20 protein-coding genes and 7 tRNA genes are annotated in these 25,802 nt (G+C 65.5%); 24 read left to right on the top strand and 3 right to left on the bottom strand.

Annotation, left to right across the window (positions count from 1 at the left end; genetic code table 11):
• The 11 genes from CDO81_RS01910 (at position 1) to CDO81_RS27460 (ending at position 5,965) form a co-directional block, all read left to right on the top strand.
• A complete protein-coding gene (locus CDO81_RS01910; RefSeq protein WP_088481457.1) occupies positions 1 to 543 on the top strand; it encodes a CvpA family protein in 543 nt (180 codons plus the stop codon).
• An 11-nt stretch (positions 544 to 554) separates the two neighbouring features.
• On the top strand, positions 555 to 2,066 hold the full coding sequence (gene purF, locus CDO81_RS01905) for an amidophosphoribosyltransferase (RefSeq protein ID WP_088481456.1): 1,512 nt from the start codon (positions 555 to 557) through the stop codon (positions 2,064 to 2,066).
• 4 nt (positions 2,067 to 2,070) lie between these two features.
• Positions 2,071 to 3,297, top strand: a complete 1,227-nt coding sequence (locus tag CDO81_RS01900; protein WP_088481455.1) for an O-succinylhomoserine sulfhydrylase — start codon at positions 2,071 to 2,073, stop codon at positions 3,295 to 3,297.
• Positions 3,294 to 4,694 (top strand): glutamate--tRNA ligase, encoded by a 1,401-nt coding sequence (gene gltX / locus CDO81_RS01895; protein ID WP_088481454.1) that lies wholly within the window; start codon positions 3,294 to 3,296, stop codon positions 4,692 to 4,694. The genes CDO81_RS01900 and gltX overlap by 4 nt, the downstream gene beginning before the upstream one ends.
• Positions 4,695 to 4,786: 92 nt before the next feature.
• A tRNA-Ala gene (locus CDO81_RS01890) sits at positions 4,787 to 4,862 on the top strand.
• Between the two features lie 50 nt (positions 4,863 to 4,912).
• Positions 4,913 to 4,988, top strand: a tRNA-Glu gene (locus CDO81_RS01885).
• Positions 4,989 to 5,040: 52 nt separating this feature from the next.
• Positions 5,041 to 5,117: transfer RNA gene (locus CDO81_RS01880), tRNA-Asp, on the top strand.
• A gap of 73 nt (positions 5,118 to 5,190) precedes the next feature.
• A tRNA-Ala gene (locus tag CDO81_RS01875) sits at positions 5,191 to 5,266 on the top strand.
• Between the two features lie 45 nt (positions 5,267 to 5,311).
• A tRNA-Glu gene (locus tag CDO81_RS01870) sits at positions 5,312 to 5,387 on the top strand.
• A gap of 83 nt (positions 5,388 to 5,470) precedes the next feature.
• A tRNA-Asp gene (locus CDO81_RS01865) sits at positions 5,471 to 5,547 on the top strand.
• Positions 5,548 to 5,719: 172 nt separating this feature from the next.
• Positions 5,720 to 5,965: a hypothetical protein gene (locus CDO81_RS27460; protein ID WP_144397111.1), complete on the top strand. Its 246-nt coding sequence runs from the start codon at positions 5,720 to 5,722 to the stop codon at positions 5,963 to 5,965.
• A gap of 560 nt (positions 5,966 to 6,525) precedes the next feature.
• Here CDO81_RS27460 and CDO81_RS01855 read toward each other — a convergent pair.
• Together CDO81_RS01855 and CDO81_RS01850 are read right to left on the bottom strand one after the other, a co-directional pair.
• Positions 6,526 to 6,616: transfer RNA gene (locus CDO81_RS01855), tRNA-Ser, on the bottom strand.
• Positions 6,617 to 6,669: 53 nt separating this feature from the next.
• Entirely contained in the window at positions 6,670 to 7,044 is a 375-nt protein-coding gene (locus CDO81_RS01850) for a hypothetical protein (RefSeq protein WP_144397110.1), read from the bottom strand.
• Between the two features lie 77 nt (positions 7,045 to 7,121).
• Between CDO81_RS01850 and CDO81_RS01845 the strand changes: the two genes are divergently transcribed.
• The gene (locus tag CDO81_RS01845) at positions 7,122 to 7,826 is read left to right on the top strand and encodes a helix-turn-helix transcriptional regulator (protein ID WP_088481451.1); all 705 of its coding nucleotides are present in this window, start codon (positions 7,122 to 7,124) and stop codon (positions 7,824 to 7,826) included.
• Positions 7,827 to 8,225: 399 nt separating this feature from the next.
• Positions 8,226 to 10,493, top strand: a complete 2,268-nt coding sequence (locus CDO81_RS01840; RefSeq protein ID WP_088481450.1) for an arginine/lysine/ornithine decarboxylase — start codon at positions 8,226 to 8,228, stop codon at positions 10,491 to 10,493.
• A gap of 65 nt (positions 10,494 to 10,558) precedes the next feature.
• Here the strand turns inward: CDO81_RS01840 and fabI are convergent, their stop codons facing one another.
• Positions 10,559 to 11,341, bottom strand: a complete 783-nt coding sequence (fabI, locus tag CDO81_RS01835) for an enoyl-ACP reductase FabI (protein WP_088481449.1) — start codon at positions 11,339 to 11,341, stop codon at positions 10,559 to 10,561.
• Positions 11,342 to 11,601: 260 nt separating this feature from the next.
• Here fabI and rimP point away from each other — a divergent pair, with 260 nt between their 5' ends.
• The 11 genes from rimP (at position 11,602) to CDO81_RS01780 (ending at position 25,800) form a co-directional block, all read left to right on the top strand.
• Positions 11,602 to 12,225 (top strand): ribosome maturation factor RimP, encoded by a 624-nt coding sequence (gene rimP, locus CDO81_RS01830; RefSeq protein ID WP_088481448.1) that lies wholly within the window; start codon positions 11,602 to 11,604, stop codon positions 12,223 to 12,225.
• Complete coding sequence (nusA, locus tag CDO81_RS01825) at positions 12,222 to 13,700, top strand: transcription termination factor NusA (protein ID WP_088481447.1); 1,479 nt, start codon at positions 12,222 to 12,224, stop codon at positions 13,698 to 13,700. Before rimP ends, nusA begins: the two co-directional genes overlap by 4 nt.
• 49 nt (positions 13,701 to 13,749) lie before the next feature.
• Positions 13,750 to 16,770 (top strand): translation initiation factor IF-2, encoded by a 3,021-nt coding sequence (infB, locus tag CDO81_RS01820; RefSeq protein WP_088481446.1) that lies wholly within the window; start codon positions 13,750 to 13,752, stop codon positions 16,768 to 16,770.
• 66 nt (positions 16,771 to 16,836) lie between these two features.
• A complete protein-coding gene (gene rbfA, locus CDO81_RS01815; protein WP_088481445.1) occupies positions 16,837 to 17,220 on the top strand; it encodes a 30S ribosome-binding factor RbfA in 384 nt (127 codons plus the stop codon).
• Positions 17,213 to 18,169, top strand: coding sequence for a tRNA pseudouridine(55) synthase TruB (gene truB, locus CDO81_RS01810; protein WP_088481444.1), 957 nt, complete (start codon positions 17,213 to 17,215; stop codon positions 18,167 to 18,169). Before rbfA ends, truB begins: the two co-directional genes overlap by 8 nt.
• Positions 18,170 to 18,214: 45 nt before the next feature.
• Positions 18,215 to 20,044: a translational GTPase TypA gene (typA, locus tag CDO81_RS01805; RefSeq protein ID WP_088481443.1), complete on the top strand. Its 1,830-nt coding sequence runs from the start codon at positions 18,215 to 18,217 to the stop codon at positions 20,042 to 20,044.
• A 130-nt stretch (positions 20,045 to 20,174) separates the two neighbouring features.
• Positions 20,175 to 21,056 carry a DMT family transporter gene (locus CDO81_RS01800; RefSeq protein WP_088481442.1) on the top strand — a complete coding sequence of 294 codons (882 nt, stop codon included), beginning with the start codon at positions 20,175 to 20,177 and terminating at the stop codon, positions 21,054 to 21,056.
• Entirely contained in the window at positions 21,053 to 22,171 is a 1,119-nt protein-coding gene (locus CDO81_RS01795) for an enoyl-CoA hydratase/isomerase family protein (protein WP_088481441.1), read from the top strand. Before CDO81_RS01800 ends, CDO81_RS01795 begins: the two co-directional genes overlap by 4 nt.
• Positions 22,168 to 24,183, top strand: coding sequence for an acyltransferase family protein (locus CDO81_RS01790; RefSeq protein WP_088481440.1), 2,016 nt, complete (start codon positions 22,168 to 22,170; stop codon positions 24,181 to 24,183). Before CDO81_RS01795 ends, CDO81_RS01790 begins: the two co-directional genes overlap by 4 nt.
• Before the next feature lie 10 nt (positions 24,184 to 24,193).
• Positions 24,194 to 25,216 (top strand): tRNA dihydrouridine(20/20a) synthase DusA, encoded by a 1,023-nt coding sequence (dusA, locus tag CDO81_RS01785; RefSeq protein ID WP_193466479.1) that lies wholly within the window; start codon positions 24,194 to 24,196, stop codon positions 25,214 to 25,216.
• A gap of 14 nt (positions 25,217 to 25,230) precedes the next feature.
• Positions 25,231 to 25,800: a methylated-DNA--[protein]-cysteine S-methyltransferase gene (locus CDO81_RS01780; RefSeq protein ID WP_241516810.1), complete on the top strand. Its 570-nt coding sequence runs from the start codon at positions 25,231 to 25,233 to the stop codon at positions 25,798 to 25,800.
• Positions 25,801 to 25,802: the final 2 nt, after the last annotated feature.

Raw genomic sequence — 25,802 nt, 5'->3', positions numbered from 1 at the left:
ATGGACGTCTCGCTCAGCTGGGTCGATCTTGCGCTCGCAGGGCTGCTGCTGATTTCGATCGGCATCGGCCTGTGGCGCGGCCTGGTGTTCGAGGTGATGTCCCTGGCGGGCTGGGTGGTCGCCTATTTCGCGGCCGCGCCGCTGGCGCCGCTCGTGGCGGATCTGCTGCCCGAAGGCGTCACGAGCCAGTTCGGCCCGGCTGTTCTGCACCTCGTGACGCTGGTTATCGCCTTCTTCGCCGTGCTGATCGTCTGGAGCTTGGCGTCGCGCCTGATCAAGACGCTCATCCACGCCACGCCCTTGTCGGTGGTGGACCGCCTGGGTGGCGCCGGTTTCGGTGCGCTGCGCGGCGTGTTCATTGCCTTGCTGCTGGTGCTCGTCATCGGTGCGTCGCCCTTGGCGCAGTCGCCCACCTGGCAGGCCTCGCGCGCAGCACCGGTACTGACCGGCGTGCTGCATGACCTCGCGCCGCTGCTGCCCGAACCCGTTTCCCGCTTTGTTTCCCGCTCGATGACCCCATCTGACGCGGATTCGCCTGAATAAGGAACCCCACCATGTGTGGCATCGTCGGCACCCTTGCCGCTACCCCCGTCAACCAGCTCATCTACGACGCCTTGCTGCTGCTGCAGCACCGTGGTCAGGACGCCGCCGGCATCGTCACCATGCAGGGCCACAAGTGCTTCATGCACAAGGCACGCGGCATGGTGCGGGACGTCTTTCGCACCCGCAACATGCGGGCGCTGCCGGGCAGCATCGGCCTGGGCCAGGTGCGCTACCCGACGGCCGGGAACGCCTACAGCGAAGAGGAGGCGCAGCCCTTCTACGTGAATGCGCCCTTCGGCATCGTGCTGGTCCACAACGGCAACCTGACGAACGCGCATGCGTTGAAGGAAGAGCTGTTCGACATCGACCGCCGTCACATCAACACCGAGAGCGACACCGAGGTGCTGATCAACGTGCTGGCCCACGAGCTGGAGTTGGCCGCGCGCGACCTGCCACTGACACCGAAGGAAATCTTCGCAGCCGTGCGAGCCGTCCAAAAGCGCATCAAGGGCAGCTACGCCGTCATCGCGCTGATTGCCGGCCAGGGCCTGCTCGCCTTCCGCGATCCCTACGGCATCCGGCCGCTGTGCTTTGGCCGTGCATCCAATGGCGACTTCATGGTGGCCAGCGAAAGCGTGGCCCTGGAAGGCACCGGCCACGTGCTGGAGCGCGACGTGGCGCCGGGCGAGGCCCTGTTCGTCGACATGACCGGCAAGCTCCACACCGAGCAGTGCAGTGATGCGCCGTCGCTCAACCCCTGCATGTTCGAGTTCGTGTACCTGGCGCGGCCCGACTCGGTGCTGGACGGCATCTCGGTCTATCAGGCTCGCCTGAACATGGGCGAGACGCTGGCGCAGCGCGTCATCTCCACGATGCCGCCCAACGAGATTGACGTCGTCATCCCCATCCCGGAAAGCAGCCGCCCGTCAGCCATGCAACTGGCGCACCGCATCGGCAAGCCCTATCGCGAGGGCTTCGTCAAGAACCGCTACGTCGGCCGCACCTTCATCATGCCGGGGCAGGGCGCGCGCAAGAAGAGCGTGCGGCAGAAGCTCAACGCGATCGGCGTGGAGTTCAAGGGCCGCAACGTGCTGCTGGTGGACGACTCCATCGTGCGCGGCACGACCTCCAAGGAAATCGTCCAGATGGCTCGCGAGGCCGGTGCCCGCAAGGTGTACCTCGCCTCGGCGGCGCCGCCGGTGCGCTTCCCCAATGTGTATGGCATCGACATGCCGACCAAGGAGGAGCTCATCGCCCACGGCCGCAGCATCGAGGAGGTGCGCCAGTACATCGGCGCCGATGCGCTGATCTACCAGGACGTCGACGCGATGAAACGGGTGGTCTCGGCCCTGCGGCCGGGCCTGGCCGGTTTCGAGGCCAGCTGCTTCGACGGGCACTACGTGACCGGCGACGTCAGCCTGGCTGACTTCGAAGCCATCCGCGAGCAGCGTGCCAACCAGCCGGGCGACGAAGATGCCGACGCCCGCAGCCGCCTCGCGCTGCAGGGTGGCAGCGAGGGCTGATGCCATGAGCGACGCTCCCCGCCGCCCCTTGCCTGAAGGCCTGCGCCGCGAGACGCTGGCCGTGCGCACGGCCCTGGCGCCCAGCCAGCATGGCGAAAACTCCGAGGCGCTCTTCCTGACGACCGCCTACGTGCAGTCCGACGCGGAGACCTCGGCACGCAAGTTCTCCAACTCGGAAGACTTCACCTACTCGCGCACCAGCAACCCGACGGTGCGCAGCCTGGAGGCTCGACTGGCGGCGCTGGAGGGCACTGAAGCCGCCATCGCCACCTCGACCGGCATGAGCGCCATCCTGTTGCTCGCCATGGGCATGCTGAAGGCGGGGGACCATGTCGTCTGCTCGCGCTCGGTGTTCGGCTCGACGATCAATCTCTTTGCGAAGGAATTCGGCAAGTTCGGCGTCGAGACCTCCTTCGTCTCGCAGACCGATTTGGCCGAATGGCAGGCCGCGGTTCGCCCCAGCACCAAACTCTTTTTCGCCGAGACGCCGACCAATCCGCTGACCGAGGTCTGCGACATCCGCGCGCTGGCGGACATGGCGCATGCGGCGGGCGCCATCCTTGCCGTCGACAACACCTACTCGACGCCCGCGCTGCAGCGCCCCGCCGAGATGGGTGCAGACATCGTCATGCATTCGGCCACCAAGTACATGGACGGGCAGGGGCGTGTCATGGCTGGAGCGCTGTGTGGCCCGAACAAGCTCATCCGTGACGTGTTCGGCCCCATCCTTCGCACGGTCGGCATGACGCTGGCGCCGTTCAACGCCTGGGTGGTGCTGAAGGGGCTCGAGACGCTGGCGCTGCGCATGAAGGCCCAGAGCGAGCAGGCGCTGGCTGTGGCCCGCTGGCTGGAGGCCCAGCCCCAGGTGGCGCGCGTCTACTACCCATCGCTGCCGTCGCACCCTCAGCATGAGCTGGCGATGCGCCAGCAATCAGGGCAGGGTGGGGCGGTGCTGTCTTTCGACCTGAAGGCGGATACGCCCGACGCCGCGCGCGCGGCGGCTTTCCATGTCATTGACAGCACGCGCGTCATTTCCATCGCCACCAACCTGGGCGATACCAAGTCCATCATCACGCACCCCGCCACCACGTCGCATGGCCGCCTCACTGAAGCGCAGCGCCTGTCAGCCGGCATCGGCCAGGGCCTGATCCGGCTCGCCGTCGGTCTCGAGCATGTCGACGACATCTGCGATGACCTGGCGCGCGGCCTTTCCACCTTGAATCACGCATGAGCTCCTTCGACAAGATCCGCACGCGCATCGCGCCGTCGCCGACCGGCTTCCTTCACCTGGGCACGGCGCGCACAGCGTTGTTCTCCTGGGCTTACGCCCGCCATCATGGTGGCCAGTTCGTGCTGCGCATCGAAGACACCGACGTTGCCCGCTCGACCCAGGATTCCGTGGAGCAGATCATCCAGGCGATGAACTGGCTGGGCCTGAGTTACGACGAGGGCCCGATCTACCAGATGCAGCGCCTGGACCGCTACCAGGCTGTCATCGACCAGTTGATCGCCGAGGGCAAGGCCTACCGCTGCTATGCCACGCCAGAAGAGCTCAATGAAATGCGCGAGGCGCAGAAGGCCAGGGGCGAGAAGACGCTGTACGACCGCCGTTGGCGTCCCGAGCCGGGCAAGGTGCTCCCGACGCCGCCGGAAGGGGTGAAGCCGGTCATCCGTTTTGCGAACCCGATCGAGGGCGACGTGACCTGGAACGACCTCGTCAAGGGCCCGATCACCATCAACAACCGCGAAATCGATGACCTGATCATCGCCCGCACGGACGGTGTGCCGACCTACAACTTCGCCGTCGTGGTGGACGACTGGGACATGCGCATCAGCCACGTCTTCCGGGGCGACGAGCACGTCAACAACACGCCCTGGCAGATCAACATCTTCAATGCGCTTGGGGCGCCGCTACCGCAGTTCGGCCACTTGCCGATCATCCTGGGTGACGACGGGCTGAAGTTGTCCAAACGCCGCGGGGCCGTCAGCGTGATGGACTATGCCGCCAATGGCTACCTGCCCGAGGCGATGTTGAACTACCTGGCCCGCCTGGGCTGGAGCCATGGCGACGACGAATTGTTCTCGGCGGCGCAGATGGTGGCCTGGTTCGATGGGAGCCACCTGTCCCGCAGCCCCGCCCAATGGGACCCGGCCAAGCTGGACTGGGTCAATGGCCACTACGTGAAGACGGTCGACGAAGGGCGCCTCGCGGCCCTCGTCGTCGAGCAATTGGCCGGCAAGGGTTTGGCGGTCTCGGCGGCGCAGGTGCAGCCCAAGGTCGGCCTCTTCAAGGATCGCTGCGCCACCGTGGCGGCGTTGGCGGACTGGTTGTCGATGTACTTCGCGCCGGTGTCACCGTCGGCAGAAGATCTGGCGACGCATGTCACCGAAGCCGTCCGTCCGGCGATCGCTCATCTGGCTGGCAAGCTGTCAGCCGTGGGCGACTGGAACAAGGGCAACATCCAGCAGGCGCTGAAGGACACACTGGCGGCGACGGGCCTGAAGATGCCCCAATTGGCCGTGCCGGTGCGGGTTCTGGTGTGCGGTCGCGCACAGACGCCAAGCCTCGATGCCGTCCTTGAGCACTTCGACCAGAAAAAAGTGCTTGAACGCTTGCAAGCTGTTTAAATTTCGTCATATACTCTTGGTCTCGCTTGAACAGCGCTGCAAACGAAGCGATTGGCGACCAAGCTGGCAACAGCTGAATCGATAATCAAAACGGGGGTATAGCTCAGCTGGGAGAGCGCTTGCATGGCATGCAAGAGGTCAGCGGTTCGATCCCGCTTACCTCCACCAAAATCTCCAACGAGATTTGAGTGGCGCGCAGTTCAAGCCACGAAGGTTTAGTCCCCTTCGTCTAGAGGCCTAGGACACCACCCTTTCACGGTGATTACAGGGGTTCGAATCCCCTAGGGGACGCCAAGTTTGATGAACTTGGATAGTGCTGCAAAGCGTTATCGAAATCATCCCACGCGGAGTGGTAGTTCAGTTGGTTAGAATACCGGCCTGTCACGCCGGGGGTCGCGGGTTCGAGCCCCGTCCACTCCGCCAAAGGTTTTCGTCGGGCTTGCCCGAGCAACGAACGGCCAATTTATTGGCCGTTTGCTTTTTGAGACTGGTTCCCGGGGGTATAGCTCAGCTGGGAGAGCGCTTGCATGGCATGCAAGAGGTCAGCGGTTCGATCCCGCTTACCTCCACCAAATTCCCGAGGGAATTGGCCGGACTCAGAAAGTGTGAAAGTTGAAGTCCCCTTCGTCTAGAGGCCTAGGACACCACCCTTTCACGGTGATTACAGGGGTTCGAATCCCCTAGGGGACGCCAGTTATACTGGTTTCCTGTTGCAAGACAGGCGAGTTTGATGAGCTTGGATTGAGTCGAAAGACGATATCGAAATCATCCCACGCGGAGTGGTAGTTCAGTTGGTTAGAATACCGGCCTGTCACGCCGGGGGTCGCGGGTTCGAGCCCCGTCCACTCCGCCAAGTATTCAATGCGCCGATTCCTCGCGGAATCGGCGCATTTGTTTTTGGCCTGTCGATCTCGAATCAGGAGACGCCACGCGGCGGTGCGGGTGCCGTGCCCGCGTCATTGCTTCCAACGCTGCCGTGCACTTGGCTGCCAGTGGCCGGCGACCGAGCCTCCGCCGGCGCGGGCTTGCTGACATCAGCCGGGTTGCGTTTTCCGCTGACCACGAGCCGCGCCAACTTCACCACTTCGCTGGCCTGCGACGGCATGGCGCCAGCGATCATTCCTAGCGCCAAGCACAGACTCATCCAGCGTTTCGACATCTTCGGCATCCCGACCTCCCACCTTGCAGACGGCAAGGCACGCGTCGCAGTGTTTGCCATCCGGCCCATGCAAGCCAGCGTCGCGCGACGAACTGCGCTTTCCTGGGGATGAATTGCGAAGCACCTGCGTGAAAGGTGGAATGCCGGCTTGCAGTTGCCCTGCCGAGGCGTTGGCGGATGTGAATCGCGATGTCTGATGAGGTCGCTTGAGGGTGGTGACAACCAATAGTGCACCGAGCCGCACGCGCCTAGTTTCGCCTGACGAACTGCTTCGAACACCATGGCCTGATCCTGAGAGTTGGCGAATGAGCCTCAATCGTTTGCGTGACCGGTTGCAGTCGGCGACTGCCCCGAATGACGAGGGTGTCAGTGGCGAGCCGGCTGCGGCGCCGTGTGCTGAGGCTGCGTTGCCATGGCCCCAAGCGTGGTTTCGCAGTGCGTACGCGGCCTGTCCGCGTCTCTCTGGTTGTGCCAATGAATTCGGGGTTGTCTGGCGCTACGCCGTGCCTGAATCGAGGCGAGCAGAGAAGACGATCGGCGTCTGCCTGTGTCGACAATTCAACGAGGGCGGTGCATGACCTGCGGCGGGTCAATGCGGTGGCCGACCCCGATGCAATCGATGAGCCCGCCCAAGAAAAAACCCAAGTGGCTTGCGTCACTTGGGTCTCGATTTGGCGGAGAGGGCGGGATTCGAACCCGCGGTGGGCTATTAACCCACACACGCTTTCCAGGCGTGCGACTTAAACCGCTCATCCACCTCTCCTGCAAGCCCGACATCATAACCCAGGATGGGCGGCCGGCGCAGGAGTTCTCGCCTCAGGCCGCCTTGCGTGTGCACAGGGCGTCACGCCATTCGAGCTGGTGCACGACATTGTTGAGGTGCAGCATGCGGCGCGAGCGCGCCAGCGTGTGCCCATGGCCATCGACCAGCGCGACGTTGCAAAGGATGTTCATCGGATCGAACAGGGCCACGACGTTGGGTTGGATCTCCGTCCATTCCCATGCAATCTGGATCGGACCACCCTCGTCGATCGTCGCCCAGACCTCCTGGCCGCATCGCAGGCCGGACCGTGCATCGTGCACCCTAACGCTGCTTCCGACTTGACGCAGTTCATGGGTTGCCAATTGGAACTCGTTTACAGTCTTGATAACCGTCTCGCAGGCCATCAGTTGCCAAGCAGCTATCTGCATTCGGATCTCCCGTCATTTGGATGGCTGTCAGTTTGCGTTCATCGAGGGCGCGCTGCGCCTACCAACCCTAGTAGCGCATGAACCTGCAGCGGTACGAACAAGTCAGTCAAGCGGCAGATTTCGACTCCTTCCGACAGGGGTTGATCGACTTCGCGGGTGACCTGGACTTCGGGCTGATCTCCGGAGTCCTTGCCGTGGAGCGCAAGGGCCCCGGAGCCAAGACGGAGTACTTCTCAGTGGGCAACACACCTGCGGAGTTCCTGGCTGCTCAGGTCAACCCGGAGAACGCGAAGCGTGATCCAGTGCATCGGCATGTGATGACGAACGCTGCTCCGCTCATCTACGACCAGCGGCTTTACGTCGATGCCGGCTCCGGAGATCTTTGGGAGATGCAAGCCCCGTTCGGCTATAGAACCGGGCTGGCCGTCAGCGTTCACATGCCGGGCTATCGGCGATTTCTTCTCGGGGTTGATCGGCATGAGCCGCTCCCGTCGGACCCGATCAAGCTCAACCGAATGATCGCGGATTTGCAATTGCTGGCCGTCCACGCCCAAGATGCTGCCGCGAGGCTGCTTGTGCCTACCAAGGTGCCGCGGCTTCCGGCCAGGCAACTTGAGATCCTCCGTCTGACCATGGAGGGCAAAAGCGCCTGGGTAGTCGGTAGTTTGCTAGGCATCAGCGAAAACACGGTGAACTACCACCTCAAGCAGCTTTTCAAGCAGCTGGATGTTTCGAACAAGAATCATGCGGTCTTGAAGGCCATGGAACTCGGACTGCTGTAGAGCGGTTGTGGCTTGGCCGCCCTACCAGGGTTTGTAGTTCCTCAAAATTGCACGCTCCCGCACACTGAACTCCATCGAATCACGGCGTAAGGCCAGACGGAGTGAAACATGTGGAAGCTCATTGCTGAAGTTTTTGGTTTGCCCTACACCGGCGGTTGACCCGCTTGCGGAGGAATCTCAGTAAAGCGACACCTCCATCGCTTTCGTTCGGCGCCCCCCGAACGTCTTATGCCCGCGACCGCCCCACCGGGGCCCTCGCGGGCTTTTTTGTTTCCGCTTGCCCGGCCCTTCGACGTTGACGTGCCAGCGCTGCGTTCAACCATCGACACGGCCGGGACACGCTGCGGCCCTACACTTCGCGGCTTCGCTTTTTTGATGCCCGCCCGCTGGAGGCCGCTGATGATCCGTTTTCATTTCCCCATCGTCATCATTGACGAGGACTATCGCTCCGAGAACACCTCGGGCCTGGGTATCCGCGCGCTGGCCGAGGCCATCCAGAAAGAGGGCATGGAGGTGTTGGGGGTGACGAGCTACGGCGACCTGTCGCAGTTCGCCCAGCAGCAAAGCCGCGCCTCCGCCTTCATCCTGTCGATCGACGACGAGGAGTTCACCTCCGGCCCCGACCTCGATCCGGCCGTGCTGAACCTGCGCAAGTTCATTGAGGAAATCCGTTTCCGCAATCCGGACATCCCGATCTACGTCTACGGCGAGACGCGCACCAGCCAGCATTTGCCCAATGACGTGCTGCGCGAGTTGCACGGCTTCATTCACATGTTCGAGGACACGCCGGAGTTTGTGGCGCGCCACATCATCCGCGAGGCCAAGAGCTACCTCGACGGTCTGGCGCCGCCGTTCTTCAAGGCGTTGATGGACTACGCCCAGGACGGCTCGTACTCCTGGCATTGCCCCGGGCATTCTGGCGGCGTCGCCTTTCTGAAGAGCCCAGTGGGGCAGATGTTCCATCAGTTCTTCGGCGAGAACATGCTCCGCGCTGACGTCTGCAACGCCGTGGAAGAACTCGGCCAGTTGCTCGACCACACCGGCCCCGTCGCGGCATCCGAGAAGAACGCAGCGCGCATCTTCAATGCCGACCACTGCTTCTTCGTGACGAACGGGACCTCCACCTCCAACAAGATGGTGTGGCACCACACCGTGGCGCCGGGTGATGTGGTGGTTATCGACCGCAACTGCCACAAGAGCAATCTGCACGCGATCATCATGTGCGGGGCCATTCCGGTCTTCCTCCCGCCGACGCGCAACCACTACGGCATCATCGGCCCCATCCCGGAAAGCGAGTTCAGCCCGGAGGCGATTCGCGCCAAGATCGCGGCGAACCCGCTGCTGGCCGGTGTCGATCCCGACAAGATCAAGCCCGCCATCCTGACGCTGACGCAGAGCACCTACGACGGTGTGCTCTACAACACCGAGACCATCAAGAAGAAGCTCGACGGCTACATCCCGACCTTGCACTTCGACGAGGCCTGGCTGCCGCACGCGGCCTTCCACGACTTCTACGGTCAGTTCCATGCGATGGGCAAGAACCGCCCGCGCCCGAAGGAGGCCGTCGTCTACGCCACGCAGTCGACACACAAGCTGCTGGCTGGCATCTCCCAGGCTTCGCAGGTGTTGGTGCAAGACTCGCAGACGGTCAAGCTGGACAAGCACCTCTTCAACGAGGCCTACCTGATGCACACCAGCACCAGTCCCCAGTACTCCATCATCGCCAGCTGCGACGTCGCTGCCGCCATGATGGAGCCCCCGGGCGGCACGGCGCTGGTGGAAGAGAGCATCCGTGAGTCGCTCGACTTCCGTCGTGCAATGCGCAAGGTCGAGGGGGACTACGGCGACGACTGGTGGTTCAAGGTCTGGGGGCCGGACTTCCTGCGGGCGGAGGAGGGCAGCGAGCCGGTCTCGGCCGACTGGATGCTGCACGCGGACGAGGAATGGCATGGCTTCGGGGCACTGGCCGAAGGCTTCAACATGCTGGACCCGATCAAGTCCACCATCATCACGCCCGGGCTGGACATGGAAGGGCGCTTCGCGGCGTCTGGCATCCCTGCGTCAGTCGTCACCAAGTTCCTCGTCGAGCATGGCGTGGTCGTCGAGAAGACGGGGCTCTACTCGTTCTTCATCATGTTCACCATCGGCATCACCAAGGGCCGCTGGAACACGCTGCTCACCGCGCTGCAGCAGTTCAAGGACGACTACGACAAGAACGCCCCACTGTGGCGGATCCTGCCGGAGTTCTGCGCCCAGTTCCCGAAGTACGAGCGCATGGGCCTGCGTGATCTCTGCCAGAGCATCCATCAGGCTTACGCTGAAGGCGACATCGCGCGGCTGACCACGGACATGTACCTGTCCAACCTGCAGCCGGCCATGACGCCGACTGACGCCTACGCCCACATCGCCCAGCGCAAGACCGAGCGCGTCGGCATCGACGAACTGGAAGGCCGCATCACCACCTCGCTGCTGACGCCGTACCCGCCGGGCATCCCGCTGTTGATCCCGGGTGAGCGCTTCAACAAGAAGATCGTGGACTATCTGAAGTTCACGCGCGCCTTCAACGCGAAGTTCCCCGGCTTCGCGACCGACGTGCATGGCCTCGTGCACGAGGTGGACGAGGAGACCGGGCGCGGTCACTACTACGTGGACTGCGTGAAGCAGTAAGGTCGCCGTTGAATGACCATGAAAAAGGGCCCCGCGGGGCCCTTTTCTGCGTCAGTGCTGACCGTTCACTCGCCGCTGGCCAGTGCGACATGGCTGAAGCCGCCATCGACATACATGATCTCCGCGCTGACGCCTGCGGCCAGGTCGGACAGCAGGAAGGCGGCAGCGTTGCCGACGTCTTCGATGGTCACATTGCGGCGGATCGGCGCCGAGGCCGCGAACTGGTTGAGCAGCTTGCCGAAGTCCTTGATGCCCGACGCGGCCAGTGTCTTGATCGGGCCGGCCGAAATGCCGTTCACCCGCACGCCCTTGGCGCCCAGGTCGTAGGCAAGGTAGCGCACGCTGGCTTCCAGCGCCGCCTTGGCCAGGCCCATGGTGTTGTAGTTGGGCACGAAGCGCTCGGCACCCAGGTAGCTCAGCGTCAGCAGGGCCGCGCCCGGGCGCAGGCGCGGGGCCGCCAATTTGGCCATCGCCGGGAAGCTGTAGGCCGAGATGTCGTGGGCGATGCGGAAGTTCTCGCGGGTCATGCCATCAAGAAAGTTGCCGGCAATCGCCTCGCGCGGCGCGAAGCCGATGGAGTGCACGAAGCCGTCGAACTCCGGCCAGACCTCGCCCAATTGGTTGAACAGCGCCTCCATCTGTTCATCGCTGGTCACGTCGCAGTCGTACACCAGGCTGGAGCCGAACTCCGCGGCAAATTCTGTGATGCGCTCTTTGAAGCGCTCGCCCTGGTAGCTGAAGGCCAGCTCGGCGCCTTCGCGGTGGCAGGCGCGGGCGATGCCGTAGGCGATGGAGCGGTTGGACAGCACGCCCGTGATCAGCAGCCGCTTGCCGGCGAGAAAGCCCATTCGTGTCTCCTGTGAGGTCTCAAACAGCCTGCGATTCTGGCATGCGCCGATGCCCGTGGCTTGCCGGCACGGGACTTGCACAGTACAATCCGAGCTTCAGCAGAAATGAGAACCGGCGTTTTTCCGGTTGTCGCGAGCTCCGGACGATATCCCCCGGCGCAGGATTCTGGTGAACGAGTGGGCGGATTCATCCAGCCCATTTTTTTTGCTTTTTCGTTTTTTTGATTTCTTCGCTTTCCCCCCAGGAACCCACCAGACGCATGAGTTGGCAAGCCGCTGTTGAGACCACCGTGACCGGACTCGGTTACGAACTCGTGGACTGTGAACGCAGTGCCGGCGGTTTGCTGCGCGTGACGATCGACAAGCTGCAGGCCCAGGCCGAGGCTGGTGAGCTGATCACGGTGGACGACTGCGAGAAGGTCACTCGCCAGCTGCAGTACGTGCTGGAGGTCGAGGGTTTCGATTACGCCCGGCTCGAGGTGTCCTCGCCGGGGCTGGATCGGCCGCTCAAGAACGCAGCGCATTACGCGCGCTTCACGGGCCAGGAAATCGACATCACCCTGAAGCTGCCTTTCCAGGGGCGCAAGAAGTACCGCGGCGTCCTCGGCAGCCAGCCCGGCGTTGAGAGCGACCAGGCCTGGCGCCTGGTGTTTGACGACGGCGCTGCCGAGCAGGCCCTGGATTTCACGCTCGACGAGGTGCGCGAAGCCCGCCTCGTGCCGGCCTTCAGCTTCAAGGGGCGAGGCGGTGAGCCGGCACCCGACCGCAAGCCGGGCCAGCGTGGCGTCATCAAGCCGAAGAAAGCGGCATCCAAGAAACAAGAGGGTGGAGCCGAAGCGGCTGCACCCGGCCAAGACAAGGTTGACGGAGGTCTCAAGCAATGAACCGCGAAATGTTGATGCTGGTGGACGCGATCTCGCGCGAGAAGAGCGTGGAGCGCGATGTCGTGTTCGGTGCGGTGGAAGCCGCACTGGCCTCGGCCACCAAGAAGATTTATGGCGGTGAAGCCGACATCCGCGTGAGCGTCGACCGTGAATCCGGCGAATACGAGACCTTCCGCCGCTGGCACGTCGTGCCCAACGAGGCCGGCTTGCAGAACCCGGATGCCGAGATCCTGCTGTTTGAAGCCCAGGAACAGATTCCCGACATCGAGATCGACGACCACATCGAAGAGCCTGTCGAATCTGTGCCCATCGGCCGTATTGGCGCGCAGGCTGCGAAGCAGGTGATCCTGCAGAAGATCCGTGACGCCGAGCGTGAACAGCTGCTGAACGACTTCATGTCGCGCGGCGAGAAGATCTTCGTCGGTACCGTCAAGCGCCTGGACAAGGGCGACATCATTGTCGAGAGCGGTCGCGTCGAAGGGCGCCTGAAGCGCAACGAGATGATCCCGAAGGAAAACCTGCGCACGGGTGACCGCGTGCGCGCCGTCATCCTCGGCGTCGATCCGACCCAGCGGGGCCCGCAGATCATGCTGTCGCGCTCCTCGCCGGAGTTCATGAAGGAGCTCTTCGCCCAGGAAGTGCCGGAAATCGAGCAGGGTCTGCTGGAGATCAAGAGCTGCGCCCGTGACTCGGGCAGCCGCGCCAAGATCGCGGTCATCAGCCACGACCGCCGTGTCGACCCGATCGGCACCTGCGTCGGTGTGCGGGGCTCGCGCGTCAATGGCGTGACGACCGAACTCGCTGGCGAGCGCGTGGACATCGTGTTGTGGAGCGAGGATCCGGCCCAGTTCGTCATTGGCGCGCTGGCTCCGGCCAATGTGCAGTCCATCGTGGTGGATGAGGAGCGTCACGCCATGGATGTGGTGGTGGACGAAGAAAACCTCGCGATCGCCATCGGGCGCGGCGGCCAGAACGTGCGCCTCGCGTCCGAGCTGACCGGCTGGCGCATCAACATCATGTCGGCCGAAGAATCGGCCGCCAAGCACGAGCAGGAAGCTGAAAGCGTCCGCAAGCTCTTCGTCGAGAAGCTCGACGTGGACGCCGAAGTCGCCGACATCCTCATCGCCGAGGGCTTCACCAGCCTGGAAGAAGTCGCCTACGTGCCGATGCAGGAAATGCTCGAGATCGAAGCCTTCGACGAGGACACCGTCACCGAGCTGCGCACCCGTGCCAAGGATGCGCTGCTGACGATGGAAATCGCCAAGGAAGAGAAGGTCGAGGAAGTCTCCCAGGACCTGCGCGACCTGGAAGGCGTGACGCCCGAACTGCTGGCCAAGCTGGCCGAGGGCGGCATCAACACCCGCGACGACCTGGCCGACCTGGCCGTGGACGAATTGGTCGACCTGTCCGGCATGGACGAGGCGGCCGCGCGCGCATTGATCATGAAGGCACGCGAACACTGGTTCAACGCCTGATCAACCCCACACGCCGCGCCGCATCGAAAGTAATCTGAAGGATCCCCACATGGCCGTGACTACCGTCGCCCAATTTGCCGCCGAGCTGAGCAAGCCGGCGGGCACGCTGCTGGAGCAGCTGCAAGCCGCGGGCGTCAAGAAGTCTTCCGTCGACGACTCGCTCTCCGAGTCCGACAAGGAACGCCTGCTCGACCACCTGCGTACCGCCCATGGCACCGCTGGTACCGAGCGCAAGAAGATCACGCTGGTCAAGAAGTCGACCACCGAGATCAAGCAGGCCGATGCCTCTGGCAAGGCCCGCACCATCCAGGTCGAGGTGCGCAAGAAGCGCACCTTCGTCAAGCGTGACGATTCCGTCGACGAGACGACGGCCGGCCCGGATGAAGCCGATCTCGCCCGCCGCGAGGAAGAGGCCCAGGCCCAGGCTGCCGCCCTGCGTGCGCAGGAAGAAGAGCTGGCTGCGAAGGTCAAGGCCCGCGAAGAAGCCGAACGTGCGGCTCGCGAGGCTGCCGCTGCAGCCAAGGCCGCCGCCGAGGCTGCCGCGGCTGAAGCTGCCGCCAAGGCCGCGGCTGAAGCTGCCGCTGCCGAGGCTGCCGCCAAGGCCGAGACGAAAGTGGACGACGCGGCCCAGGCCCGTGCCCGCAATGCGGCTGCCGCCGCTGCGGAGGCTGCCGCCCTGAACAAGGCGGCTGCCAAGCGTGGTGCCAAGACGGTGGCTGCCGCGCCGGCGCCGGAAGTCGTTGCCCCGCCGCCGCCGGCCCCCGCGCCGGCGCCCGAGGTGGTCGCTCCGCCGCCGCCCGCACCGACGCCTGCGCCCGAGGTGGCCAAGCCCGCCCTCCGTGTGGTGAAGGCGGTCGATGCTGCGGCCGAAGAGAAGCAGAAGCAGGACGACCTGGCCCGCCGCCGCAAGGCCGCCGAGGAAGAAGCCGCCAAGATTCGCGCGATGATGAACGCGCCGAAGAAGGTGCTGGTCGCGCCCAAGAAGGAAGAGCCCAAGCCTGCGGAAGCCGCCGGCATCAAGGGCACCATCCACAAGAAGGCCGGCGCCCCGACGCCTGCTGCAGCAGCGCCGAGCGCTGGTGCTGGCAAGCCGGGCGACAAGAAGTCGGTCAAGTCCGAGAAGCTGTCTTCCAGCTGGGCTGATGACGCCGCCAAGAAGCGTGGCCTCAAGACCATCGGGGCTGGCCCGGCCGGTGCCGGTCGCCCGGGTGGTGGTGGCAACTGGCGCGCTCCGGCGCGTGGTGCCGCGGGTCGTCGCGGTGACCGCAATGGCAACGGTCAATCGACCTTCCAACCGCCGGTCGAGCAGCAGGTGCAAGAGGTGCATGTTCCCGAGACCATCTCGGTGGCCGACCTTGCCCACAAGATGTCCGTGAAGGCGGCCGAGGTCATCAAGCAACTGATGAAGCTGGGCCAGATGGTCACCATCAACCAGCAGCTGGACCAGGAAACGGCCATGATCGTGGTCGAGGAAATGGGCCACAAGGCCTTCGCCGCCAAGCTGGACGACCCGGACGCCTTCCTCGAAGAAGAGGGTACCGCCGAGCAGCAGCACGAGGCCCTGCCGCGTGCGCCGGTCGTCACCGTCATGGGTCACGTCGACCACGGCAAGACCTCGCTGCTGGACTACATCCGCCGCAGCCGGGTGGCCGCAGGCGAAGCCGGCGGCATCACGCAGCACATCGGCGCCTACCACGTGGAAACCCCGCGCGGCATGATCACCTTCCTGGACACCCCGGGTCACGCGGCCTTCACGGCCATGCGTGCGCGCGGTGCCAAGGCCACCGACATCGTCATCCTGGTCTGTGCGGCCGATGACGGCGTGATGCCTCAGACCAAGGAAGCCATCCACCACGCCAAGGCTGCCGGCGTGCCGATCGTGGTCGCCATGACCAAGATCGACAAGCCCGATGCCAACGTCGAGCGCGTCAAGAGCGAACTCGTCGGTGAAGAGGTCGTGCCGGAAGACTTCGGTGGTGACTCGCCGTTCGTGGGCGTGTCGTCCAAGACGGGGCAGGGCATCGACGATCTGCTGGAGCAAGTGCTGCTGCAGGCCGAAGTGCTGGAACTGAAGGCGCCGGTCGAATCCATGGCCAAGGGCCTGGTCATCGAAGCCAAGCTGGACAAGGGCCGCGGCCCGGTCGCCACGGTGCTCGTGCAGAGCGGCACGCTCAAGCGCGGCGACGTGGTGCTGGCCGGCTCCACCTATGGCCGCGTGCGCGCCATGCTGGACGAAGACGGCAAGGCCACCAACGAGGCCGGCCCGTCCATCCCGGTCGAGATCCAGGGCCTGACCGAAGTGCCGCAAGCCGGTGACGAGTTCATGGTGCTGGCCGACGAGCGCCGCGCCCGCGAAGTGGCCACCTTCCGTCAAGGCAAGTACCGCGACGTCAAGCTGGCCAAGCAGCAGGCCGCCAAGCTCGAGAACATGTTCAACGAGATGGGCCAGGGCGACGTGCAGACGCTGCCCCTCATCATCAAGGCCGACGTGCAGGGTTCGCAGGAAGCGCTGGCCGCTTCGCTGCTCAAGCTCAGCAACGCCGAGGTCAAGGTGCAGATCGTCCACGCGGCGGTCGGTGGCATCAGCGAGAGCGACATCAACCTCGCCATCGCCTCCAAGGCCGTCATCATTGGCTTCAACGTGCGTGCCGACGCCGGTGCGCGCAAGCTGGCCGAGGGCAACGCGGTCGACCTGCGCTACTACAGCATCATCTACGACGCCGTGGACGATGTGACCAAGGCCATGTCCGGCATGCTGGCGCCCGAGCAGCGCGAGGAAGCCCTCGGTACCGCCGAGATCCGCGTGGTGTTCGTGGCCTCCAAGATCGGTACGGTCGCAGGTTCCATGGTCACCAGCGGTCTGGTGCGCCGTGGTGCACGCTTCCGCCTGCTGCGCGACAACACCGTCATCTACACCGGTGAAGTGGAGTCGGTGCGGCGCGAGAAGGACGACGTGCGCGAAGTCAAGGAAGGCTTCGAGTGCGGTATCAAGCTCAAGAACTACAACGACATCGCCGAGGGCGACCAGCTCGAGTTCTTCGAGATCAAGGAAGTGGCCCGAACGCTCTGATCACCCGAACCCCGGGGCCAAACCCCGCCCCGTCGGGCGGGGTTTGTTCTTTGAAGGGAACCCAGCATGAGACACAAACGCGCCATCCCCAACCGCTCCTTCCGGGTCGCCGACCAGATCCAGCGCGATCTGGCGGAGCTCATCCGTGAGCTGAAGGACCCGCGCATCGGCATGGCCACGATCAGTGCGGTCGAGGTCACGCCGGATTACGCCCATGCCAAGGTGTTCTTCTCGGTCCTGATCGGTGATCCTGAGCAGACGCAGGCTGCGCTGAACGAAGCGGCCGGTTTCCTGCGTAACGGCCTTTTCAAGCGACTGCAGATCCACACCGTGCCGACGCTGCACTTCCAGTTCGACCGCACGACGGAGCGTGCAGCCGAGATGAGTGCGCTCATCACCAAGGCGAACGCCACCCGTGCCGCGGACGCCGACGAGGAACCGAATGACTGAGGTCGCCGCCGAGGCCCGCCCGCCGCGCGTGCGCATCCAGCGCAGGCCGCTGCATGGCGTGTTGTTGCTCGACAAGCCGCTGGGCCTGTCGAGCAACGACGCGCTGCAGAAGGCCAAATGGCTGTTGCGCGCCGAGAAGGCGGGCCACACCGGCACGCTTGATCCGCTGGCCACCGGCCTGCTGCCGCTGTGCTTCGGTGCCGCCACCAAGTTCAGCCAGCTGAGCCTGGATGCAGACAAGCGTTATCTCGCCACGCTGGCGCTGGGCATCCGCACGACCACGGGCGACGCGGAAGGCGAAGTGCTGGAGCGGCGCGACGTGGGCGGCGTCACGGCCGAGCAGATCGCCGCCGCCTGCGCGGCTTATGTCGGCGAGATCGACCAGATGCCGCCGATGTACTCCGCGCTCAAGCACGAGGGCAAGGCGCTGTACGAATACGCGCGGCAGGGGATCGAGATCGAGCGCAAGAGCCGTCGGGTCACGATTCACGCCATCGACATCGTCGCCATGCACGCTGATACCGTGACGCTCGATGTTCGCTGCACCAAAGGGACTTACATCCGCACGCTGGCCGAAGACATCGGCACGGCGCTCGGCTGCGGCGCGAGCCTGGCCGCGTTGCGCCGCACCGGCTCCGGTGGGCTGACCCTGCAGGGCGCCGTGACGCTGTCGCAGATCGAGGCCCTGCCCGACGAACAGCGCGCCGGCCTGCTGGCCTCGCCCGATTGCCTGCTGGCCGATGCTCCGGAGCTGCGTCTGAACATGGCCGACGCCGTGCGCTTCCTGAGCGGCCTGCGCCGCCGCGTGGAGGCGCCGGATGCCGAGCGCGTGCGCGTCTACGGCCCCGAGCCGCGCGCCTTTCTCGGCAGTGCCCACATCACCGCTGGCGACCTGATCGCCGACCGCCTGTTGACCCCGCCGGAGGTCCAGGCTCTCCTCACCGCCTGACGCCCGGCACAGGCCGCCCGCACACGTTTTACCCCGAGAAGTCCCATGACCACCCCGATCCGCAACATCGCCATCATTGCCCACGTTGACCACGGCAAGACCACCATGGTCGACCAGCTCCTGCGCCAGAGCGGCACCTTCGCCGACCACGAGAAGGTCGTCGACACCGTCATGGACAGCAATGCCATCGAACGCGAGCGCGGTATCACCATCCTGGCCAAGAACTGCGCGGTCAGCTGGGGCGGCACCCACATCAACATCGTCGACACGCCCGGACACGCGGACTTTGGCGGCGAGGTGGAGCGCGCCCTGTCGATGGTCGACGGCGTCGTGCTGCTGATCGACGCCCAGGAAGGCCCGATGCCCCAGACCCGCTTCGTCACGAAGAAGGCGCTGGCCCTGGGCTTGAAGCCCATCGTCGTGGTCAACAAGGTGGACAAGCCGGGTGCCAAGCCCGACGCCGTCATCAACGCCGCCTTCGACTTGTTCGCCAACCTGGGCGCCAACGATGAACAGCTGGATTTCCCGGTCGTCTACGCTTCCGGCATCAATGGCTGGACCTCGCTGACCGAAGGCGCGCCCGGCGAGAAGTGGGGCCCCGACATGTCGGCCCTGTTCGAGACCATCCTGAAGCACGTGCCTCCGCAGTCGGGTGACGCGAGCGCCCCGCTGCAGCTGCAGATTTCGGCGCTGGACTTCTCCACCTTCGTCGGCCGCATTGGCGTGGGTCGCATCAGCCAGGGCACCATCAAGCCGGGCATGCAGGTCGCCGTGATGGAAGGCCCGGATGGCAAGTCCGTCAATGGCCGGATCAACCAGGTGCTGACTTTCCAGGGGCTGGACCGCGTGCAGGTCACCGAAGCCGGCCCGGGCAACATCGTGCTGATCAACGGTATCGAGGAGATCGGCATCGGCGTGACCGTGACCGACCCCGCCAATCCGCAGCCGCTGCCGATGCTCAAGGTCGACGAGCCGACGCTCACGATGAACTTCTGCGTCAACACCAGCCCGCTGGCAGGCCGCGAAGGCAAGTTCGTCACCAGCCGCCAGATCTGGGACCGCCTGCAGAAGGAACTGCAGCACAACGTGGCCCTGCGTGTGTCCGAGACCGACGAAGACGGCGTCTTCGAGGTCTGCGGCCGCGGTGAACTGCACCTGACCATCCTGCTGGAGAACATGCGCCGCGAGGGCTACGAGCTGGCCGTCTCCAAGCCGCGCGTGATGTTCAAGGACATCGACGGCGTCAAGAGCGAGCCGATGGAGCTGGTGACGGCCGACGTTGAGGAAACCCACCAGGGCGGCGTCATGCAGGCGCTGGGCCTGCGCAAGGGCGAGATGCTCAACATGGAGCCGGACGGCAACGGCCGCGTGCGCCTGGAGTACCGCATTCCGGCGCGCGGCCTGATCGGCTTCGCCAACGAGTTCATGAACCTGACGCGCGGCTCTGGCCTGATCTCGTCCATCTTCGACGGCTACGAGCCGCACAAGGGCGACATCGGCGGCCGCAAGAACGGCGTGCTCATCTCGATGGACGACGGCGAGATCTTCACCTACGCGCTGGGCAAGCTCGACGACCGCGGCCGCATGTTCGTGAAGCCCAACGACCCGGTCTACGAAGGCATGATCGTTGGCATCCACAACCGTGACAACGATCTGGTGGTCAACGCGACGCGCACCAAGCAGCTGACCAACTTCCGCGTGTCGGGCAAGGAAGACGCCATCAAGATCACACCGCCGATCGACCTGACGCTGGAGTACGGCGTCGACTTCATCGATGACGACGAACTGGTCGAGATCACGCCCAAGTCGGTGCGGCTGCGCAAGCGCCACCTCTCGGAGAACGAACGCAAGCGTGCCGCCCGAGAGAACGCTTGATCGGTGATCGGCCTGACGGCCGATCTCTCAAGACAGCCACAGAGGCACAGAGACACAGAGGACGAGCGCCTCTGCGCGGCATCCAAGCCTCTCTGTGCCTCTGTGTCTCTGTCGCTTTGTTTCGTCTTCCATGCGCCATCGAACCGCGGTCTCTTTGATGCTGCTGGTCACGCTGATGTGGAGTTCGGCGGGCGTGGTCACGCGGCAGCTGGAGGCGGCGCGCGGGTTTGAAATCACGTTCTGGCGCAGCAGCTTCAATGCGCTGGCCCTGGTGGTCATCCTGGGCCTGATGCGGGGCAGGGCGCTGCTGCCGGCACTCAGGGGCGTCGCGGTGTGGGCGTCGGGCGTGTGCTGGGCGGTCATGTTCACGGCGTTCATGGTGGCGCTGTCGCTGACCACCGTGGCCAATGTGCTGGTGACGATGTCGCTCGGCCCGCTGCTGACCGCCTTGTTCGCGCGGCTATTCCTGCACCAGCACATCCCGGTGCGCACGTGGGCCGCGATCATCGTGGCCAGTGTGGGCATCGCCTGGATGTTCGGCCAGCAGGCCGGGGCAGGTGGAAGCCTCGCTGGCGTCCTGGTCGCCCTCGGCGTGCCGCTGGCCGCGGCCATCAACTGGTGTCTGCTGCAAAAAGTGGGGCAGCAGGGCGGCGGCACGGACATGCTGCCTGCCGTGCTGATCGGCGCCTGCGTGTCGGCGGTGGCGACGCTGCCTCTGGCCTGGCCGTTGCAGTCTGGTGCGCACGATCTGGGGCTGCTCGCCTTCCTCGGCGTGTTCCAGCTCGCCGTGCCTTGTCTCCTCGCCGTGCGCCTGGCGCGTGAACTGCCCGGTCATGAGATCGCGCTGCTGGGTCAAGCCGAGACCCTGCTCGGGGTGTTGTGGGCCTGGCTGTTTGCGGGAGAACATCCGGGCAGCGCCGCCTTGATCGGCGGTAGCCTCGTGCTCGGTGCGCTGATCGCCAACGAAGCACTGGCGCCGTCTTCCGTCCAATCCGTCTCCAAGAACGCATGAACGACCTGATTCCGCCCCTGGTGTCCGAGGGCCAGATCCTCGCCGAGGTGAATGGCTGCCTGGGCCTGATCACCCTGAACCGCCCGCAGGCGCTCAACGCGCTGTCGCTCGGCATGGTCCGCGACATGACCACGCTGCTGTTGCACTGGGCGAGTCGCCCGGAGATCCAGGCCGTGGCTGTGCTGGGCGCGGGCCGCGAGGGCAAGGCGCCGGCCTTCTGTGCTGGCGGTGACATCCGTTTCTTCCACCAGGCCGCTCACGCCGGTGACTCAGCACTCGGCGATTTCTTCACTGAGGAGTACCGGCTCAACCACCTCATTCACGCCTACCCCAAGCCCTACATCGCGCTGATGGATGGCATCGTCATGGGCGGCGGCATGGGCATCAGCCAGGGCGCCAAGCTGCGGGTTCTGTCGGAGCGCTCCAAGCTCGCGATGCCGGAAACGGCGATCGGCCTTTTTCCGGACGTCGGGGGCGGCTACTTCCTCGCGCAGTGCCCGGGCCATGTGGGGGAGTGGCTGGCGCTGACCGGCCAGACGATCGCCGCTGGCGATGCCATCGAGTGGGGGCTGGGCGACGTGTTCGTGCCCGGGGCGCAATGGGCGGATCTGGTGGCGGCATTGAAGTCCAGCCCGCAGCCGAGCGCCGAGCATGTGGTGGCTACCGTCATGGAGCGTGCCGACCTTGCGCCGGCGTCGGACCCCAAGGCCGCTGCCGAGCGGATCGATCGTCATTTCGGCGAGGCTTCGCTCGACCGCATCATGGCGTCCCTGGCCGCCGCGGGTGACGACTGGTCACACCAGACGCTCGAGCTGCTGCAGCACCGTTCCCCGACGATGATGGCCGTCACGCTCGAACTGGTGCGCCGCGGGCGGAGGCTGAGCCTGGCAGACGATCTCCGGCTGGAGCGCGACCTCGTGCACCATTGCTTCCACCTGAGGGGCGGCGCGGATCGCAGCGAAACCGTGGAAGGCATTCGCGCGCTGGCCGTCGACAAGGACCACGCGCCCCGCTGGCGCCCGGCCTCGGTGGCCGAGGTGGATGCGGCCGAGGTGGCCGCCTTCTTCATCAGCCCCTGGGCGCCGCAGGCGCATCCGCTGAGGGACTTGAAGTGACCGCAGCCGCCGTTCTCGGCGGGACCCTTGCGCCCGCCGAGCCGGCTGGCGCTTCGGCGCAGCACGCCTACAACCTCGGCCTGCAGGGCATGCGGGGCATCGCCATCCTGCTGGTGTTGCTCAATCATGCCGAGATCCCTGGCTTTCACGGCGGATTCGTCGGCGTGGACGTCTTCTTCGTGATCTCCGGCTACCTGATCGGCGGCCTGCTGCTGCGCGAGATGCAGGCCACCGGCCGCATCGACCTGTGGGCCTTCTTCGCGCGTCGGGTGCGGCGGCTGCTGCCCGCGTCGCTGCTCGTGATCGCGACGGTGCTGCTGGGCGTTCGGCTGTTGTACGCACCGCATGAGCAGGACGAGTTGCTCTCGTCAGTCCGTGCGTCGGCCCTCTACGCGGCCAACCTGTGGTTTGCCAGCCGGCCTACGGACTATTTCGGCGGCCACACGGAAGCCAACCCGCTGCTGCACCTGTGGTCGCTGGCCGTGGAGGAGCAGTTCTATCTCGTCTGGCCGCTGTTGATGCTCGCGGCCTGTCGCGTCGGCCGGCGTGCGGGGCCGCGCGGCAGCGTCATCGCACTCGTTGCGGTGACCGGGCTCTTGAGCCTGGTCGCCTGTGTAGCCATCTCACAGATCCAGTTCAAGTACGCCTTCTTCCTGACGCCGATGCGCATGTGGGAGTTCGGTGCCGGCATGCTGATTGCGTTCAACCCGGCTTGGTCGCGCGCGCTGGGGCCGCGTGCGCTGCAGGGGCTGGGCGCCGGTGCCTTGCTGCTGCTGACGGCGGTCACGCTGGCCTACGACGGCAGCCTGCGATTCCCCGGCTTCTGGGCCGCGCTGCCCGTGCTCGGCGCGATGGGCTTGCTGCTGGTGGCCGAGCGCGGCGCCGACAGCGTCGCCGGGCGCTGGTTGCAACTACCGCCGCTGCGCTGGGTGGGCGACTGCTCCTACTCGCTGTACCTGTGGCACTGGCCCGTGATCATTGCTGCTGCGGTGGTGGCGCCGGTCAAGGGGCCGTGGCTCACGGCGGGGCTGCTCGCGCTGTCGCTGCTGCTGGGCTGGTTGTCCTACCGCTTCGTGGAGCAGGTCTTCATGCGCCGGGTCGCCCTGCAGGCGCGGCCATCGCATGTCGTGGTGATCGGGCTCGTGGCCTGCATCGCCGTGGCGGCCGCCGCGCAGTTCATGCGCGGCCAGATCCCGCGTGCGACCGAAGGCGATCGCTACATGGCCGCTGCGACCTGGCCGCTGGTCGACCCCTCCGGCTGCCTCGTGCAGTTCGACGCGGTTGATCAGCCGCCGTGCGAGTTCGGCGTGACCTCGTCTGACAAGACCGTGGTGTTGTTCGGGGACTCGCACGCCGCCCAATGGCTGCCCGCCATCGACATGCTGGCGCGCCAACAGGGCTGGCGCGTGGTGGCGCTGACCAAGGCGGTCTGCCCTTCGGTGGACACGCCGGTGGACTTCTACGTCACGCGCCGACGCTTTGAACAATGCGAGACCTGGCGTGCGCGCATGCTGACGCGCATCGACCAACTCCGGCCCCAACTGGTGGTGCTGGCCAACTCCGCGGGCTACCACGACGTGCCGCTGCCGCGCTGGCAAGACGGCATGTCGCGCACCGTGAAGCATCTGCAGGGCCTGGGCAGTCAGGTCGCCTATCTGCGTGACACCCCGCACACTGGCCTGGATGTGCCCACCTGCTGGGCCCGCGTCGTCTGGTGGGGGTGGACGCCGGCGGACGCCTGCACTTATCCGGCCTTGGGCCCGCAGGATCGCCTGCCTCAGGTGGCCCAGGCTGAACAGGAGACCGCGCGCGGCCTCGGCATCCCGTATGTGGATCTGTCACCCCTGCTGTGCACCTCGGCCCGCTGCCCGACCCGGCAGGGCGACATGCCGATGTATCGCGACAGAACCCACCTGAGCGAACCCTTCGTGCGCGCGCTCGCCCCGACGCTGGGCCAGCATCTGCTGCCTCTGATGCCAGCCGCGTCGTCGACGGCGCAACCGCCTCGATGACCGGGTGGTGATGTCGTCCCGATCACAATCCGTCGCAATGCCTGCTCCCTTCTCACCTTGGCGCTTGTCCGTCGCTCCGATGATGGATTGGACGGACCGTCACTGCCGCTATCTGCACCGGCTGATCACGCGCCATGCGCTGCTCTACACCGAGATGGTCACGACCGGCGCCTTGCTGCATGGCGACCAGCCTCGCCACCTCGACTACAACGCCGAGGAGCATCCCGTCGCGCTGCAATTGGGGGGAAGTGAGCCGGCCGACCTGGCAGCCTGCGCCAAGCTCGCCGAACGCTGGGGCTATGACGAAGTCAACCTGAACTGTGGCTGCCCCAGCGAGCGGGTGCAGAAAGGCGCCTTCGGGGCCTGCCTGATGTCGGAGCCGCAGTTGGTGGCCGATTGCGTCAAGGCGATGCGCGACGCGACCCGCTTGCCGGTCACCGTCAAGCACCGCATCGGCGTCGACAAGATCGAGCGCTACGACTTCGTGCGCGACTTCGTCGGCACCGTGGCCGCCGCGGGTTGCGAGGTGTTCATCGTGCACGCCCGCAATGCCTGGCTGCAAGGCCTGAGCCCCAAGGAGAACCGCGAGATCCCGCCGCTGCGCTACGAGGTCGTTGCCCAGCTCAAGCGCGAGTTCCCGCAACTCACGATCGCGGTCAATGGCGGCATCAAGACGCCCGACGAGATCGAGGCGCACCTCGCCGCCGTGGACGGCGTGATGATCGGCCGCGAGGCCTATCACGAGCCCTGGAGCATGGCGCAATGGGATTCGCGCTTCTTTGGCGCGACGGACCCGGCCCACTCGCGTGAGCAGGTGGAAGCGGCCTGGCTCGACTACCTCGATCGCTTTCATACGGCCGGTCGTTCCTGGCCTCACGCCATGCGGCACGCCCTGGGCCTGTGGAATGGCACGCCGGGTGCACGACGTTGGCGCCAGGTCTGGAGCGACCATCGCTTGAAGGCGCTGCCGCCGCGCGAGGTCGCCGCCCAAGCCACGGCGGCGCGGCTCTCCGGCGCGGCGCTGGCCGCCTGAGGGGCAGGCCCATCGTGGAGGACCTGCCGCCGCGCCCGCCCGAGGAACCGTTGGCCTGCACGGTGTTCGACACGGCGCAGGGCCGTTGCGGGCTGGTCTGGAGCTCGCAGGGCGTGGTGGCTGCGCGCCTGCCCGAGGTCACCGTGGAGACCTTGCGCCGCCGCTTCCCATCAGCCCAGGAGTGCCTCGAATGGCCGCCCGCCATCGCCGAGGCCATTGCCGGCGTGCAGGCGCTGTTGCGGGGCGAGTTGTGTGACCTGCGCCATGTCGCGCTCGATGAGCGCGGCTTGCCGGCGTTTCGCCGCGCGGTGCATGCACTGACCCGGGCCATCGAGCCCGGCCAGACCCGTACCTACGGCGAGATCGCTGCCGCCCTGGGCGAGCCGGGCGCTGCCCGCGCCGTCGGGCGTGCCGAGGCCGAGAACCCATTTCCGCCCATCGTGCCTTGCCATCGCGTGATGGGCGCCGGTGGTGAACCGACCGGCTTCTCGGCGCCCGGCGGCATCGAGACCAAGCGCCGGCTGCTGCTGATCGAGGCCCGTGCGGCCGGGCAGCTCGCCGGCGACCAGCAAGCCTTGTTCTAATC

This window comes from Roseateles puraquae, from assembly GCF_002205845.1.
GTDB lineage: Bacteria > Pseudomonadota > Gammaproteobacteria > Burkholderiales > Burkholderiaceae_C > Pelomonas > Pelomonas puraquae.
This window is presented reverse-complemented; position numbering and strand designations above follow the sequence as displayed.